This window comes from Kocuria cellulosilytica, from assembly GCF_040981245.1.
In the GTDB taxonomy this organism is placed as follows: domain Bacteria; phylum Actinomycetota; class Actinomycetes; order Actinomycetales; family Micrococcaceae; genus Kocuria; species Kocuria cellulosilytica.
Window position 1 is genome coordinate 1 of sequence record NZ_JAVFWZ010000007.1, and the last position, 15189, is coordinate 15189.

The following is a 15189-nucleotide window of genomic DNA, read 5'->3' on the forward strand; positions in this document are numbered from 1 at the left end:
GGGAGAGTAGGACACCGCCGGACCACACCACCAGGGTCGAGCCCCCGCACACCGTGCGGGGGCTCCCCGCATTTAACGACCTCGATCGGCATCGAGACCCGGGATCGTCCTGTCATACGCGCACGAGTCCGGAAGCGGGCGCATAATGCGGGCATGGACACGACGGACCAGGACGCAGATTCCCCGCGGGTGACCGAACAGCAGGAGCAGTCCACGGCCGTGGTGACGGGGACGGTCGCCATGAGCGAACTGCGGGCATTCTTCGACCGGGCGTTCGACGACCTGCGGCGTGCCATCGCCGACGGGGCCTTCGTGCCGTCCGGGCCTCCGATGGCCGTGTACCACGGGGTCCCGGCGGCAACGGTCCATCTCGACGTGGGCTTCCCCGTGACGCGGCCGGTCACAGCCCGGGGGTCGGTCGTACCGGGCCGGTTGCGCGCGTCCCGTACGGCGTCGTCCGTGCACCGCGGCAACTACGACGACCTCGGACGGTCCTGGCAGCACCTGGCGGAGTGGGCGGAACGGGAAGGGCTCGGGCTGGGCGACATCATGTGGGAGGTCTACGTGACGGAGCCCCGGCCGGGGGACGACCCCGCGGCCATGCGCACCGAGCTCCACTGGGCACTGCGTGAGTGATCTCCGGAGGGCCGTACGGACCCGCCACGAGGAAGGCCCCGACCGTCCGGTCGGGGCCTTCCTCGTGGCGCAGGACGGGCAGCTGCCGGCTCAGCGGCGCAGCGAAGTGTCCGCGGGCTCCCGCTCCGGCGAGGCCACCCTGTCGGCCTCGCTCACGGCCCGCTCGCCGATGAGCTTGTTCATGACCACGGCGATGGCGCCGTCCCCGGTCACGTTCGTGGCGGTGCCGAAGGAGTCGATGGCGATGTAGGTGGCGATCATGAGGGCCACGGCGGTCTCGTCGAAGCCGAGCATGCCCTGGAGCAGACCGACGGCGGCCATGATCGCACCGCCGGGGACGCCGGGGGCCGCGACCATCGTGATGCCCAGCATGAGGATGAAGCCCACGTAGGTCAGGTCGTCGATCGGTGTTCCCGTGATGGTCATGATGGCCGCCGAGAAGAGCACGATCTTCAGGGTGGACCCTGCGAGGTGGATCGTCGCGCTCAGCGGGACCACGAATCCGGCCACGGGCGGGCGGACACCGTTGACCTCCGCGCACCGGAGGGTGACGGGGATGGTCGCGGCGGAGGAGGACGTGCCCAGCGCAGTGGCGTAGGCCGGGAGCATGTTCTTCAGCAGCACGGCGGGGTTGCGGCCCACGTAGACTCCCGCGGCCACGTACTGGGCCACGAGCAGCAGCACGGACAGGGCCAGGGCGACGAGCACGACCTTCGAGAAGGTGGAGACGACCACCAGGATCTGCCCGTTCATGGTGAGTCCCATGAACATCCCGAAGATGTAGAGGGGCAGGAGCGGGATGATGACCAGTTCCACGATGCGCATGATGATCCCCCGCAGGTCGTCCATGCTCCGGTGGAGGGTGTTTCCGGGGATGAGGGTGATGCCCACGCCCAGGCAGAAGGCGAGCAGGAGTGCTGTCATGACGCCGAACACGGGTTCCATCTCGAGGGTGACGAAGCCGGTGAGGGCGCTCTCCTCCGGACTGGCCAGCGCGTCGAGCTCGCGCTCCCCGCCCAGCAGCCACGGGTAGCCGGCGCGTGCCACGAGGAAGGCCAGGAGGCCGGCGAGGACGGTGGAGGCGTACGCGATGGCGGCGGTCACGCCCAACCACTTGCCGGCTCCTCGGCCGAGGTCGCCGATGGCCGGTGTGACGAGCCCGACGATCAGCAAGGGGATGAGGAAACCGAGGAACGCGCTGAAGAGTCCGTTGAACGTCAGGAAGAGGCGGGCGACCGGTTCGGGGAAGAACAGACCGCAGGCGATGCCGAGGACGATCCCGACCAGCACGCGCACCAGGAGGTGGGACGTGAGGGGTTTTTTGGTCATGGGTCCATCATCCGCCGAGGGCGCAGCCGGGAACGAATCGGGGCGGAGTGGCCCCGGGCCTGCTTATACAATGGGGACGATCAGCATGGCGGACCGTTTCCGGACACCGCCGACATCCACGAGAGCCGACCGGCACTGCGTCGGCACAGAGGAGCGGTACGTGTCCGAGTCATTCCAGCACGGGTCCCGGGACGAGCGTCGGAACGGAAGATCCGGCGACCGTCGGCCCGGCGGAGGAGCGGGACGCGAGGGTGACCGTTCCGGATCGCCGTCCCGGGGGCGGCCCGACGACGGACGACGCGGCCCGTCCCGCGACGCGCGCGACGGCGACCGGAGCGGCTACGGCGCGCGCGGTGCCACCGGCAGGCCCAGGGACGACCGGCAGGATGATCGCCGTGGGGGCTACGCCCCGCGTGCTGACCGTCGTGATGAGCGGCAGGGTGAGCGGGGTCCGCGTCGTGAGGGCGAGGGCTACCGCGGCCGTCGTGACGACCGTCAGGACGACCGCCGTGGGGGCTACGCTCCGCGTGGTGACCGGCGCGAGGGCGACCGGCGCGGAGGCTATGGTGGCCCGGGCCGTCGTGACGACCGTCGTGACGACCGTCAGGACGATCGCCGCGGTGGCTACGCTCCGCGTGGTGACCGGCGTGAGGGCGAGCGTCGTGATGAGCGGCAGGGTGAGCGGGGTCCGCGTCGTGAGGGCGAGGGCTACCGCGGCCGTCGTGACGACCGTCAGGACGGCCGCCGTGGAGGCTACGCCCCTCGTGGTGACCGGCGTGAGGGCGACCGCCGTGAGGGCGACCGGCGCGGAGGCTACGGTGGACCGGGTCGTCGTGACGACCGTCAGGACGACCGCCGTGGGGGCTACGCCCCGCGCGGTGACCACCGCGCCGGCTTCCCGGACCGCACCGAGGGCTACCGTGGCCGGCGTGATGACCGGGACGACGTCTCGACCCACCGTCACCGTGCGCCCGAGGTCGACGACGACGTCACGGGCCGCGAGCTCGACAAGCCCACCCGAGCCCAGCTGGGGGCGCTCGAACCGCGCAACGCCGAGGCCGTCGCCAAGCACCTGGTCATGGCCGGGCGCTACCTGCTCGACGCGCCCGAGCTCGCCCTCGAGCACGCGCAGGCCGCCGGACGGCGCGGAGGCCGCATCGCCGCGGTGCGGGAGGCCACGGGGATCGCGGCCTACGAGGCCGGCGACTTCGCGCTGGCGCTCAAGGAGCTGCGCACGTTCCGCCGGATGACCGGCGCCGAGATCCACCTTCCCCTGATGGTGGACTGCGAGCGGGCCCTCGGGCGCCTGGACAAGGCCGTCGAGCTGGCGACGTCGGAGGCCGTGCAGTCCCTCGAGCCCGGCGAGAAGGTGGAACTGGCGATCGTCCTGGCCGGCATGCGGCGGGACCAGGGGGACGCCCAGGGGGCGGTGGAAGCACTGACCATTCCGCAGCTCGACAAGAACCGGGGCTTCGCCTACAGCCCCCGGCTGTTCCGTGCCTACGCCGAGGCCCTGCGGGGCGTCGGGAGGGACCGGGAGGCCCTGACGTGGGACCGGCAGGCCGTGGTGGCCGAGGCCGCTCTCGGAACCGGGCAGTTCGCCGAGCCGGAGATCATCGACTTCGACGACGAGGACGAGACCGAGCAGGTGCCGGCCGCCGGTGTCGTCCTGGCCGATGCCGAGGAGCCGGTCGAGGAGCCCGCCCAGGACCAGGCCCCGACCCGTGCGGCCGCGGGCGCTCCCGGCGTCGGCACCGGGAACGGCGTCGGCGACGATCTCGACGACGGGGACGACCAGTCGGACGACGTGCTCGACGACGGTTCCGACCAGGAGCCGGACGACGAGGAGGACGAGACGGACCGTGAGGAGGACCTGGACCCCGACGACGACTTCGAGGGCGGCTCCGAGGCCGATCTCGACCCGGACGACGACGCGGAGCTCGCGGACCTCGACGACGCGGACGGCAACGGCGGCGCGGACGGCGGCCCGGAGCATGGCTGAGCGGCTGCTCGACCGGTTCGACGCCGTCCTGAGCGACCTGGACGGCGTCGTCTACGCCGGTCCCCACGCCATCCCCGGAGCTCCGCAGATCCTGCGGAGGATCGCGGCGGACGGCGTGCCCGTGGTGTTCGTGACCAACAACGCCTCGCGCTCCGTGGCGACGGTCGCCGAGCACCTGACCGATCTCGGGGTGCCCACGACGTCGGACGGCGTCGTGAGCGCGGCGCAGGCCGGCGCCGAGCTCCTGGCGCAGCGGGTCCCGGCCGGCACCGCCGTGCTCATCACGGGGTCGCAGGCCCTGGCCGACGTGGTGGCGGACGCCGGGCTGGTCCCGGTCCGGGCCCAGTCCGACGCGCCCCGTGCCGTGATCCAGGGCTTCGACCCCGGCCTGGGCTGGGCGGAGCTGGCCGAGGCCGCGTACACGCTGGCGGACCCCGACGTGCTGTGGGTCGCGACCAACACCGACCGCACCATTCCGCAGGCCCGCGGCCTGGCCCCCGGCAACGGCACCCTGGTGGCCGCGGTGGCGGCCACCACGGCGCGGCCGCCGGTCGTCGCCGGCAAGCCGGAGGCGCCCATCTTCCGCACCGCCGCGGAGCGGGCGGGCAGCACCCGGCCCGTGGTGCTGGGGGACCGGCTGGACACCGACATCCGGGGCGGCAACGCCGCCGGCTTCTCGACGATCGCGGTCCTCACCGGCGTGGACACCGTGCACACGATCCTCGCCGCCTGCACCGCGGAGCGCCCCGACCACGTCGTCGGCACCCTGGACGAGCTTTTCGAGCCGTACCCCGAGGTCGAGGTCGTGTCCTCGGAGCGGGAGCACACCGCGCGCTGCGGAGCGGCGGAGGCCGTGACCGACGGCGCGCGGCTGCGGATCCGGGGCGCCCAGGACGATCTCGACGCCTGGCGGGCCGGGTGCGCCGCCTGGTGGGCGGCACACCCCGACTCCGACGTCCCGGTGGTCCCCGAGCCCGAGTGGGAGCCCTCGGCATGACCGGACGGCCGGTGCCCTCGCACGGGGCCGGGGAGAACGGGACCGGGGAGGACGGCGCAGCTCTGCGTCCGACCGGTCACCACGGGGTGGACGCCGTGCTCGAGCGTGCCGTGGAGCTGGAGACGCTGCCGGTGGCGGAGCATCCCGGGCGCTACGAGGAGCTGCACGCGGCACTCGTCGCCGAGCTCGAGGCGGAGCCGGGCACTGTTCCCGCGGGTCTCGTGCCCCGTCCGGGGACCGGACAGGAGGAGGCGGGACCGCGGTGAGCTCCCGGCTGGACCAGGAGCTGACCGCGCGCGCGCTGGCCCGCTCTCGCACGGTCGCCGCCCGGTGGATCGGCGAGGGCCGGGTGCTCGTGAACGGCCGGCCGGCGACCAAGCCCTCCGTCCGGGTGGGCCCCGAGGACCGGCTGGAGGTCCGTCCCGCGCAGGCCCCGGACTACGTCAGCCGGGCCGGGCACAAGCTGGCCGGGGCGCTCGCCGCGTTCCCGGACATCGGCGTGGCGGGCAAGCGGTGTCTCGACGCCGGCGCCTCGACGGGCGGCTTCACCGACGTGCTGCTGCGCCGGGGCGCCCGGGAGGTGGTCGCCGTGGACGTCGGCCACGACCAGCTCGATCCCGCGCTGCGGGCCGACCCCCGGGTGCGCGTGCTCGAGGGCATGAACGTGCGCTGGATGCGGCCGGAGGACATCGGCGGCGCGGCGGAGCTCACGGTCTGCGACCTGTCCTTCATCTCGCTGACCCTGGTCCTGGCGCCGCTGGCGGCCGCCACCGTGCCCGGCGGGGACCTCGTGCTGATGGTCAAGCCGCAGTTCGAGGTCGGTGCCGACCGGCTCGCGCGCACCGGGGTGGTCACCAGCGAGGAGGAACGGGCCCGGGCCGTCGAGGCGGTGGCCGCCGCGGCCCGGACCCACCGGCTCTCGGTCCTGGGTCGTGAGCGCAGCCCGCTGCCGGGCCAGGACGGCAACCACGAGTTCTTCCTGTGGTGCCGCCGGGATCCGCCGTCCTGAGTGTCCCCGCCCTCGCGTAGTGTGGTGAGCGGTGCCCGGTCCGCGGGCACGGCGCGCGCCACGGACCGTCCGGTCCCGGCCACGACGACGCCCGCGTGCACCGAGCAGTCGAGAACGGGAGGACCCGGTGTGAGCAGAAAGATCCTGGTCATGGCCCACATGGGCCGGGAAGAGGCCAAGGACGCCGCCCGCGACTCCTGTCTGCAGCTCCACGAGGCCGGCCTGGTGCCGGTGATCTCCCGGGACGATCTCGAGGCGCTCCAGGAGGACGCCGTGCCCCTCGCGCCCGTGGAGGTCATCGAGGAGGACGTCTCCCTGCGGGAGATCGAGCTCGTCATGGTGCTCGGCGGGGACGGTTCGATCCTGCGCGCCGCCGAGCTGGTGCGCAGCGTGGACACCCCGCTGCTGGGCGTGAACCTGGGGCACGTGGGCTTCCTCGCCGAGAGCGAGCGCTCCGACCTCCGCGAGTCCGTGGAGGCCATCGTGGACGGGCGGTACACGGTGGAGCAGCGCATGACGATCGACGTGACCGTGTGGCAGGACGAGAAGAAGGTCCTGCACACCTGGGCGCTGAACGAGGCCTCGGTGGAGAAGGGCGACCGCGAGAAGATGGTCGAGGTGGTCATCGAGGTGGACCGCAGACCGCTGAGCACCTTCGGGTGCGACGGCGTGGTCCTCGCCACCCCGACCGGCTCCACCGCCTACGCGTTCTCCGCGGGCGGGCCCGTGGTGTGGCCCGAGGTCGAGGCCCTCCTCATGGTGCCGCTGAGCGCCCACGCCCTGTTCTCCCGGCCGCTGGTCATCTCCCCGAACTCGATGATGGCCGTCGAGGTCCTCACCCGCACCGACGCCCGCGGCGTGCTGTGGTGCGACGGCCGCCGGACCACCGAGCTGCCGCCCGGCTCCCGGATCGAGGTGGTGCGCTCCCCGAAGGCGGTCAACCTGGCACGGATGCACCGCACCCCCTTCTCGGAGCGGCTCGTGAAGAAGTTCGAGCTGCCCACGAGCGGCTGGCGCGGCCCGGTGCCCCCGCACGAGGCGGCCGCGGCGCGGACCACGGCCCTGCCCACGGTCCGCGGCGACCGGACCGCCGGCGGGCGGGCGCAGGAGCCGCAGAAGTCCACGGTGGGGCACGAGATGCCCCACGAACCGGACGCCCCGTCCTCCCGCCGCTCCCGGGCCGAGACCGGGGAGGCCGGCTGAATGATCGAGGAGATCCACATCCACGACCTCGGCGTCATCACCGACGCCGTGCTGCCCCTGGGCCCGGGGCTGAGCATCCTCTCCGGTGAGACCGGCGCGGGCAAGACCATGGTGGTCACGGCCCTCGGGATGCTGCTGGGCAACCGCTCCGACGCCGGCGCCGTGCGCTCCGGGGCGCCCAGGGCCGTGGCCGAGGCCGTCGTGCGGGTCCCGGCCGGCCACCCCGCCGCGGCCCTCGTCGAGGACGCCGGCGGGGCCGTCGACGTCGAGGCCGTCGGCGACGCCGAGGAGGCCCTCGTCACCGTCGCGCGGACCGTGACCGCGGAGGGGCGCAGCCGTGCCCACGTCGGTGGCCGCTCCGCACCGGTGGGCACGCTCTCCGCGGTGGGCCAGACCCTGGTGGCCGTGCACGGGCAGTCCGACCAGCTGCGGCTGAAGTCCCCGGCCGCCCAGCGGCACGCCCTGGACCAGTACGCGGGGGAGGAGCTGGCCGCGGAGCTGCGCCGCTACCGCGAGCGGCTCACCGAGTACCGCTCGGTGCAGCAGACCCTGCGCGAGGTCACCGAGCACGGCCGTGAGCGCGCCCTCGAGGCGCAGAGCCTGCAGGGCGCCCTCGAGGAGATCGACGCCGTGGACCCGCAGCCGGGGGAGGACGAGCGCCTGGACCAGGAGAGCCAGAAGCTGACGAACCTCGAGCAGCTGCGCGCCGCCGCGCTCACGGCCCACGCCGCCCTCAGCGGCGGGGAGTTCGCCGACGGCGACACCCCGGACGCGACCGCCCTCGTGGCGGCGGCCCACCGGGCCCTCGAGCAGGAGGCCGGCTCCGACCGGGAGCTCGAGGAGCTCTCCGGGCGGGTCGCCGAACTGGCCGTGCTCGTCAACGACATCGCCGCGGACCTCTCCGGCTACGCCTCCGGGCTCGACGACGAGGGCCCCGCACGCCTGGCGGAGGTGGAGGCCCGGCGGGCCAAGCTCAAGGCGCTGACCCGCAAGTACGGCGCCACCGTGGACGAGGTCCTCGACTGGGCGGAGCGCTCGCGGGCGCGTCTCGACGAGCTCACCGACGACCCGGCCCGGGAGCAGGAGCTCCGCGCCCGGCTCGAGCAGCTGCACGCGGAGCTGAGCGAGCTGGCGGCGCGGATGACCGAACGGCGCCGGGACGCGGCGGACCGGCTCTCCGCCGCCGTCAGCTCCGAGCTGACGGCGCTGGCCATGCCCAACGCCTCCCTCGTCATCGAGGTCGAGCCCACGGAGGAGTTCTCCGGCCACGGGCGGGACGAGATCGCCTTCCTGCTCAAGCCGCACGCCGCCGCCGCGCCGCGGCCCCTCGGCAAGGGGGCGTCCGGCGGTGAGCTGTCCCGGCTCATGCTCGCCATCGAGGTGGTCCTCGCCGCTGTGGACCCCGTGCCGACGTTCGTGTTCGACGAGGTGGACTCGGGAGTGGGCGGCAAGGCCGCCGTGGAGATCGGCCGCCGGCTGAAGATGCTGGCCCAGCACGTCCAGGTCCTCGTGGTGACGCACCTGCCGCAGGTCGCGGCCTTCGCCGATCAGCACATCCTCGTGACCAAGAGCCCGGACGCCACGGTCAGCGACGTGCGCGTGCTGGACGAGGAGGAGCGCGTGGTGGAGCTCGCCCGCATGCTCGCGGGCCACGAGGACTCCGCGGCGGCGCGGGAGCACGCCCGGGAACTGGTCCGCGGGGCGGTGCTCCGAGACGCCTCCGCACGGTGATCCCCAGCACGCAACCGACGTCCCGGGAGGACAAGAATGATAGGGTCGAATTCCGTGGTGAATGCAAACGAAGCCGCCCGCGAGGCCGGCGCACAGCAGACCGAAAACCAGCGACCGGGCAAGGTGACCCGCCAGATCTTCGTGACGGGCGGCGTGGCCTCCTCCCTCGGCAAGGGCCTGACCGCCTCGTCCCTCGGGATGCTGCTGCGGGCACGCGGGCTCTCCGTGACGATGCAGAAGCTGGATCCGTACCTCAACGTCGATCCGGGCACCATGAACCCCTTCCAGCACGGCGAGGTCTTCGTGACCGACGACGGGGCGGAGACCGACCTCGACATCGGCCACTACGAGCGCTTCCTCGACGAGAACCTCGACGCCTCGGCGAACGTGACCACCGGCCAGGTGTACTCCACGGTCATCGCCAAGGAGCGCCGGGGGGAGTACCTCGGGGACACCGTCCAGGTCATTCCCCACATCACCGACGAGCTGAAGAACCGCATGCGCCGCCGCGCGGAGGGTGACGACCAGCCGGACATCATCATCACCGAGATCGGCGGCACGGTCGGCGACATCGAGTCCCAGCCGTTCCTCGAGGCGGCTCGGCAGGTCCGCCAGGACGTCGGCCGCCGCAACGTCTTCTACCTGCACGTGTCGCTGATCCCCTACATCGGCCCCTCGGGCGAGCTGAAGACCAAGCCGACCCAGCACTCCGTGGCCGCCCTGCGCGGGCTCGGCATCCAGCCGGACGCGCTCGTGCTGCGCTCCGACCGGCAGGTCCCCGACACGATGCTGCGCAAGATCGGCAACGCCTGCGACGTCGACCACGACGCCGTGATCTCCTGCCCGGACGCGCCGAGCATCTACGACATCCCCCGGACCCTGCACTCCCAGGGGCTGGACACGTACATCCTGGACTACCTGGGCCTGGACTACCGCGACGCCGACCTGGCGCAGTGGGAGCGCCTGCTGAAGGCCGTGCACGAGCCCGCCCACTTCGTCACGGTGGCCATGGTCGGCAAGTACATCGACCTGCCGGACGCCTACCTGTCGGTCTCCGAGGCCCTGCGCGCCGGCGGCTTCGCCAACGACGCCCGCGTGAAGATCAAGTGGGTGGCCTCGGACCTGTGCGAGACGCCGGAGGGCGCCCAGCGCGAGCTCGGCGACGTCGACGCGATCTGCGTCCCCGGCGGCTTCGGCATCCGCGGCATCGAGGGCAAGCTCGGCACCCTGCGCTTCGCCCGGGAGCACCGCATCCCGACCCTCGGCCTGTGCCTGGGACTGCAGTGCATGGTCATCGAGTACGCCCGCACGGAGCTGGGACTGGGCGGCGCCTCCTCGACGGAGTTCGAGCCCGAGACCGAGTACCCGGTCGTGGCGACCATGGACGAGCAGAAGCAGTTCGTCCAGGGCGCCGGCGACCTCGGCGGCACCATGCGGCTGGGCCTCTACGACGCGCAGCTGCGGCCCGGGTCCGTGGTGGCCGGCGCCTACGGCTCCACCGAGGTCAAGGAGCGCCACCGTCACCGCTACGAGGTCAACAACGAGTACCGTGAGCGTCTCGAGGAGGCGGGCCTCGTGGTCTCCGGGACCTCCCCGGGCGGCACCCTCGTGGAGTTCGTGGAGCTGCCCGCGGACGTGCACCCGTACTACGTGGGCACCCAGGCGCACCCCGAGCTCATGTCCCGCCCGACCCGCCCGCACCCGCTGTTCGACGGGCTCGTGAAGGCCGCCCTCGAGCGCCGCGAGGCCGAGGGCCGCTGAGCCCGCGCCCGTCACCGCACGGGCAGCACGGTGCAGGCGCCGCGTCCTCCCGGGGACCGGCGCCTGCACCGTCCCCCCCCCGCCGCCAGCCCCGCCCGCCGCCGAGCGGCGGGCGGACCTCCCCGGAAAGGATCCCCATGGACATCCGCCACCTCACCGCCGAGGAGCTCTCCGACCGGTTCAGCGACCGCCGCACCGTGGCCTCCGAGACGGTCTACGAGGGGTTCATCTGGGACGTCCGGCGGGACGAGTTCGAGCTCGCCCGGGGGGAGGACCCCCTCCGGCGCGACTACATCACCCACCCCGGCGCCGTGTCCGTGCTCGTGCTGAACGACCAGGACGAGGTGTTCCTCATCAACCAGTACCGTCGGCCGGTCGGGATGACCATGTGGGAGATCCCCGCGGGCCTGCTGGACGTCGAGGGGGAGGACCCCGCCGCGGCGGCCCAGCGGGAGCTCGCCGAGGAGGCCGACCTGCGCGCCGAGCGCTGGGACGTCCTCGTGGACTTCCACAACAGTCCCGGCTCCTCCTCGGAGGCCAACCGGGTGTTCCTGGCGCGCGGCCTGAGCGACGTCCCCGACCACGAGCTCCACGAGCGCGACGGCGAGGAGGCGGAGATCCACGGGGCGTGGGTGCCGCTCGACGGCGCGGTGCGGGCGGTGCTGGAGGGCCGCCTGAACTCGCCCGCGGCGGTGATCGGGATCCTCGCCGCCCACGCGGCCCGGTCGGAGGACTACCGGTCGCTGCGCCCGGCCGACTCCCCGTGGCCCGGCCACCCCGACCTCCGGTGACCGGAAGCCCTGCCGGTGGCGCCACGGCCGGCGGTGTCCCGGCCGGCGGCGCCACGGCCGAGGGGGCCGGGAAGACGCCCGGGGACGCCCTCGAGCGGGCACTGGAGCGCTATCTGCAGCACCTGGCCGTCGAACGGGGCCTCGCCGCCAACACGCTGGCCGCCTACCGGCGGGACCTGGGCCGCTACGCCGAGCACCTGCGGGAGCGCACGGACCCGCCCGTGACCACCCCGGAGGGCATCGGCACGGGACACGTGCGCGACTTCCTCCGGGACCTCTCGGCCGGGTCGCAGGACCGGGCTCCCCTGAGCACCCGCAGCGCCGCGCGCTGCCTCGTCGCGGTCCGGGGCGCCCACCGCTTCTGGGCCCTCGAGGGCCTCACGCGCACGGATCCCGCCGCGCCCGTCCCGCCGCCCACGCCCGGGATGCGCCTGCCCAAGGCCGTCCCGGTGGAGCAGGTCACCGCGCTGCTCGAGTCGACCGGCACCGAGACCCCCCAGCAGCTGCGCGACCGGGCGCTGCTCGAGCTCCTCTACTCGACCGGGGCGCGCATCTCCGAGGCGACCGGACTCGACGTCGACGACCTCTCCCGGGCCGTGCGCCGGGGCGGGGAGCCGGAGGAGACCGGCGCGGGCATGCCCTTCGTGCGGCTGTTCGGCAAGGGCGGCAAGGAGCGGATGGTGCCCCTCGGCTCCTGGGCCGTGCGCGCCGTGGACGACTGGCTCGTGCGGGGCCGGCCGGCGCTCGCCGCCAAGGGGCGCGGCACTCCCGCGCTGTTCCTCAACGCCCGGGGCGGGCGGATCAGCCGCCAGACGGCGTGGTCCACGGTGAAGAGCGCGGCGGAGCGGGTGGGGCTGGGCGATCGGATCACCCCCCACACGCTGCGGCACTCCTTCGCGACCCACCTCCTGGAGGGCGGAGCCGACCTGCGCGTCGTCCAGGAGCTGCTCGGCCACGCGTCGGTCAGCACCACGCAGGTCTACACCCTGGTGACCGTCGACTCCCTGCGGGAGGTCTACGCCGCCGCCCATCCCCGCGCCCGATAGCCGTCGTCCGTTTCCTCACCCGGCAGCTGTCCTCCGTTCCCGCGCCCGGGGGCCGCTGCCGGTCCCCGCGCCCGGGGGCCGCCGCCCGTCCCGGCGGCCCGTCGCCGATCGGTCACACACCGGTCGGTGCTGTCGGAAAGACCGGCCGGAGGCCTAGCCTGGACGCACGCTCGGGCGCCCCGCTCGGGCGGACGGACGGGGACGTCATGCGCAACGACACGCGGCAGAACACGCGGCAGGAGACACAGCAGGGCCCGGAGCAGGACACGCTGCGGACCACGGGGAGAGCCGGACGGACGCGCCGGATGCTGCTCGTGCTGCTCTGCGCACTGGGACTGGTGCTCCCGGGACTCGGCACCCCGGCGTTCGGGGCCACCGCGATCCAGGCCGAGCACCAGCGGCTCGGGGGAGCGGAGGGCCGTCTCGGCAGCGCTCTGGGCCCCGAGCGCTGCGGGCTCGTCCGGGACGGCTGCTACCAGAAGTTCGAGCGCGGGACCATCCACTGGTCGCCGCGGACCGGCGCGCGTCCCACGTGGGGCGCGATCCGTGCCGCGTGGGCCGCGCAGGACTACGAGCGGGGCCGGCTGGGCTACCCGGTGGGCCGTGAGGTCTGCGGGCTGCGCGACGCCGGCTGCTACCAGGCCTTCGAGGGCGGGGTCGTGCTGTGGTCGCGGCCGAGCGGAGCCCACCCCACCGTGGGCGGCATCCGGGCGGCGTGGCTGCGCCACGGCGCGGAGCACGGTGCCCTGGGCTACCCCGTCTCGGCGGAGTCCTGCTCCGGCAGCGGCTGCCGGCAGTCCTTCCAGCGCGGGTCCATCACCTGGGCGCGCGGCGCCGGGACCCGGGTGGCCCGGGAGATCGACCGCGCCGCGTCGGTGTACGTCGTCGTCAACAAGCGCCGCCCCCTGGACCCCGCCGATCACGTGCCGCGCCCCCTCGAGTCCGTGGGCGGGCAGCTCCTGCGGTCGGACGCCGCCGCGGCGTTCCGGCGGATGCAGCGGGAGGCCGCCGCGGACGGCGCTCCCATGACGGCGGTCAGCGGCTACCGCTCCTACGCCACGCAGGACGGTCTCTACCGCCACTACGTGGCGCTCTACGGGCAGGCGCAGGCGGATCTCATCTCGGCCCGTCCCGGGCACAGCGAGCACCAGACCGGCCTGGTCATGGACATCGGGGACCCGAGCGGGCAGTGCGCCCTGCAGAGCTGCTTCGAGGACACCCCCGCCGGGGCGTGGGCCCGCGAGCACGCCCACGAGCACGGCTTCATCGTGCGCTACCCCCGCGGCCGCACGGCGACCACCGGCTACGCCTACGAGCCGTGGCACCTGCGCTACGTCGGGGTGCACGTGGCCACCGGCATGGTGGACCAGGACATCCCCACGCTCGAGCACTACATGGGGCTGCCCGCGGCGCCCACCTACTGAGCCGGTCCGGTCCCGGCCGCCGCGCACCATTGCGGACGGGGGCACGCAGGAGAGGGGGGCGGGTCCGCGGACCCGCCCCCCTCTCTCGGCGCCGTGCTACAGGTGGCGCTCGTCGGGGCCGTTGTACTCGGACAGCGGGCGGATCAGGGAGTTGGCGGCCACCTGCTCCATGATGTGGGCGGTCCAGCCCGTGATCCGGGCGGCCACGAACAGCGGCGTGAACGTGGGGATGTCGAAGCCCATGAGCCAGTAGGTGGGACCGGCCGGGTAGTCGAGGTTGGGCTTGATCCCCTTGGCCTGGTCCATGGACTTCTCGAGCCCGTTGTACAGGCCCAGCAGCTCGTCCCGGCCGTAGTGCTCGATCATCGTGTCCAGGGCCGCCTTCATGGTCGGCACCCGCGAGTCCCCGTGCTTGTACACGCGGTGGCCGAAGCCCATGACCTTCTTCTTCGCCGCCAGCGCCTCGTCCATCCAGGCCTTGGCGCGGGCCTCGGCGTCGGCGGCCGACTCCTCCTTGCGGATGCCCAGCTCCACGAACGTCTCCATGACGGCCTCGTTGGCCCCGCCGTGCAGCGGACCCTTGAGCGCGCCGATCGCGGCGGTGACCGCCGAGTGCAGGTCCGACAGGGTCGAGGTCACCACCCGCGCTGTGAAGGTGGAGGCGTTGAAGGAGTGCTCGGCGTAGAGGATCATCGAGGTGTTGAACGCCTCGACCACCTTCGGATCGGCCTCCTCGCCGAAGGCCATCCACAGGAAGTTCGCGGAGTAGTCCAGATCCGCCCGCGGCTCCACCACGTCCTGGCCGCGGCGGCGGCGCTGGTCGTAGCACACCACCGCCGGCATGGCCGCGAACAGCTTCTGCGCCTTGGCCAGGTTCGCCTCCGGGGAGGAGTCCTCGGCCTGCGGGTCCTGCGCGCCCAGGACGGAGGCCGCGGTGCGGCACACGTCCATGGGGTGGCAGGTGGTGGGCAGGGCGTCGATGATCGCCTTCAGCTCGGGCGTCAGGGCCCGGTGCTCCCGCTCCCGGGCAGTGAACTCCGCCAGCTCGGCGTCGGTGGGCAGCTCGCCGTTCCACAGCAGCAGGGCGACCTGCTCGAAGGAGCAGGACGCGGCCAGCTCCTGCACGGGATAGCCGCGGTAGAGCAGGGAGTTGGTGTCCGGATTCACCTTGGACACGGCCGTGTAGTCGGCGACGACGCCGGCCAGTCCCTTGCGGACCTCGTTCTGGGTCTCGGTCATGGTGGTCTCCTTCACGTGGTC

Annotated in this window: 14 protein-coding genes; 11 read left to right on the forward strand and 3 right to left on the reverse strand. The window is 73.5% G+C overall.

Annotated features, from left to right (window positions below; translation table 11 throughout):
- Positions 1–153: 153 nt before the first annotated feature.
- Complete coding sequence (locus tag RCG67_RS11330; RefSeq protein ID WP_368826328.1) at positions 154–636, forward strand: GyrI-like domain-containing protein; 483 nt, start codon at positions 154–156, stop codon at positions 634–636.
- Between the two features lie 90 nt (positions 637–726).
- Here RCG67_RS11330 and RCG67_RS11335 read toward each other — a convergent pair whose 3' ends face one another.
- Positions 727–1965, reverse strand: coding sequence for a dicarboxylate/amino acid:cation symporter (locus RCG67_RS11335; RefSeq protein ID WP_368826329.1), 1239 nt, complete (start codon positions 1963–1965; stop codon positions 727–729).
- 169 nt (positions 1966–2134) lie between these two features.
- Positions 2135–3091 (reverse strand): hypothetical protein, encoded by a 957-nt coding sequence (locus tag RCG67_RS11340; protein ID WP_368826330.1) that lies wholly within the window; start codon positions 3089–3091, stop codon positions 2135–2137.
- Here RCG67_RS11340 and RCG67_RS11345 point away from each other — a divergent pair.
- From RCG67_RS11345 to RCG67_RS11390, 10 genes are all read left to right on the forward strand, one after another.
- A complete protein-coding gene (locus tag RCG67_RS11345) occupies positions 3044–3967 on the forward strand; it encodes a hypothetical protein (RefSeq protein ID WP_368826332.1) in 924 nt (307 codons plus the stop codon). The two genes, RCG67_RS11340 and RCG67_RS11345, sit on opposite strands and share 48 nt — an antisense overlap.
- Entirely contained in the window at positions 3960–4964 is a 1005-nt protein-coding gene (locus RCG67_RS11350; protein WP_368826334.1) for an HAD-IIA family hydrolase, read from the forward strand. The genes RCG67_RS11345 and RCG67_RS11350 overlap by 8 nt, the downstream gene beginning before the upstream one ends.
- On the forward strand, positions 4961–5230 hold the full coding sequence (locus RCG67_RS11355; RefSeq protein ID WP_368826336.1) for a hypothetical protein: 270 nt from the start codon (positions 4961–4963) through the stop codon (positions 5228–5230). The genes RCG67_RS11350 and RCG67_RS11355 overlap by 4 nt, the downstream gene beginning before the upstream one ends.
- A complete protein-coding gene (locus RCG67_RS11360) occupies positions 5227–5973 on the forward strand; it encodes a TlyA family RNA methyltransferase (protein ID WP_368826338.1) in 747 nt (248 codons plus the stop codon). Before RCG67_RS11355 ends, RCG67_RS11360 begins: the two co-directional genes overlap by 4 nt.
- Positions 5974–6102: 129 nt before the next feature.
- Positions 6103–7176 (forward strand): NAD kinase, encoded by a 1074-nt coding sequence (locus RCG67_RS11365; protein ID WP_368826340.1) that lies wholly within the window; start codon positions 6103–6105, stop codon positions 7174–7176.
- Positions 7177–8907: a DNA repair protein RecN gene (gene recN / locus RCG67_RS11370; RefSeq protein WP_368826342.1), complete on the forward strand. Its 1731-nt coding sequence runs from the start codon at positions 7177–7179 to the stop codon at positions 8905–8907.
- 36 nt (positions 8908–8943) lie between these two features.
- The gene (gene pyrG / locus RCG67_RS11375; RefSeq protein WP_368826344.1) at positions 8944–10668 is read left to right on the forward strand and encodes a CTP synthase; all 1725 of its coding nucleotides are present in this window, start codon (positions 8944–8946) and stop codon (positions 10666–10668) included.
- 137 nt (positions 10669–10805) lie between these two features.
- A complete protein-coding gene (locus tag RCG67_RS11380) occupies positions 10806–11459 on the forward strand; it encodes an NUDIX domain-containing protein (protein WP_368826346.1) in 654 nt (217 codons plus the stop codon).
- Positions 11456–12505, forward strand: coding sequence for a site-specific tyrosine recombinase XerD (locus RCG67_RS11385; RefSeq protein ID WP_368826348.1), 1050 nt, complete (start codon positions 11456–11458; stop codon positions 12503–12505). The genes RCG67_RS11380 and RCG67_RS11385 overlap by 4 nt, the downstream gene beginning before the upstream one ends.
- 206 nt (positions 12506–12711) lie before the next feature.
- Positions 12712–13929, forward strand: coding sequence for a D-alanyl-D-alanine carboxypeptidase family protein (locus RCG67_RS11390; protein ID WP_368826350.1), 1218 nt, complete (start codon positions 12712–12714; stop codon positions 13927–13929).
- 96 nt (positions 13930–14025) lie between these two features.
- Here RCG67_RS11390 and RCG67_RS11395 read toward each other — a convergent pair whose 3' ends face one another.
- Positions 14026–15168, reverse strand: coding sequence for a bifunctional 2-methylcitrate synthase/citrate synthase (locus RCG67_RS11395; RefSeq protein ID WP_368826352.1), 1143 nt, complete (start codon positions 15166–15168; stop codon positions 14026–14028).
- Between the last annotated feature and the right edge of the window lie 21 nt (positions 15169–15189).

Excerpts from the sequence above, each read along its gene's own strand:
- RCG67_RS11330 (WP_368826328.1), top strand. The coding sequence starts at position 154 with ATGGACACGACGGACCAGGACGCAGATTCCCCGCGGGTGACCGAACAG.
- RCG67_RS11335 (WP_368826329.1), bottom strand. The coding sequence starts at position 1,965 with ATGACCAAAAAACCCCTCACGTCCCACCTCCTGGTGCGCGTGCTGGTC.
- RCG67_RS11345 (WP_368826332.1), top strand. The coding sequence starts at position 3,044 with ATGGCCGGGCGCTACCTGCTCGACGCGCCCGAGCTCGCCCTCGAGCAC.
- RCG67_RS11350 (WP_368826334.1), top strand. The coding sequence starts at position 3,960 with ATGGCTGAGCGGCTGCTCGACCGGTTCGACGCCGTCCTGAGCGACCTG.
- RCG67_RS11355 (WP_368826336.1), top strand. The coding sequence starts at position 4,961 with ATGACCGGACGGCCGGTGCCCTCGCACGGGGCCGGGGAGAACGGGACC.
- recN (WP_368826342.1), top strand. The coding sequence starts at position 7,177 with ATGATCGAGGAGATCCACATCCACGACCTCGGCGTCATCACCGACGCC.
- pyrG (WP_368826344.1), top strand. The coding sequence starts at position 8,944 with ATGATAGGGTCGAATTCCGTGGTGAATGCAAACGAAGCCGCCCGCGAG.
- RCG67_RS11380 (WP_368826346.1), top strand. The coding sequence starts at position 10,806 with ATGGACATCCGCCACCTCACCGCCGAGGAGCTCTCCGACCGGTTCAGC.
- RCG67_RS11390 (WP_368826350.1), top strand. The coding sequence starts at position 12,712 with ATGCGCAACGACACGCGGCAGAACACGCGGCAGGAGACACAGCAGGGC.
- RCG67_RS11395 (WP_368826352.1), bottom strand. The coding sequence starts at position 15,168 with ATGACCGAGACCCAGAACGAGGTCCGCAAGGGACTGGCCGGCGTCGTC.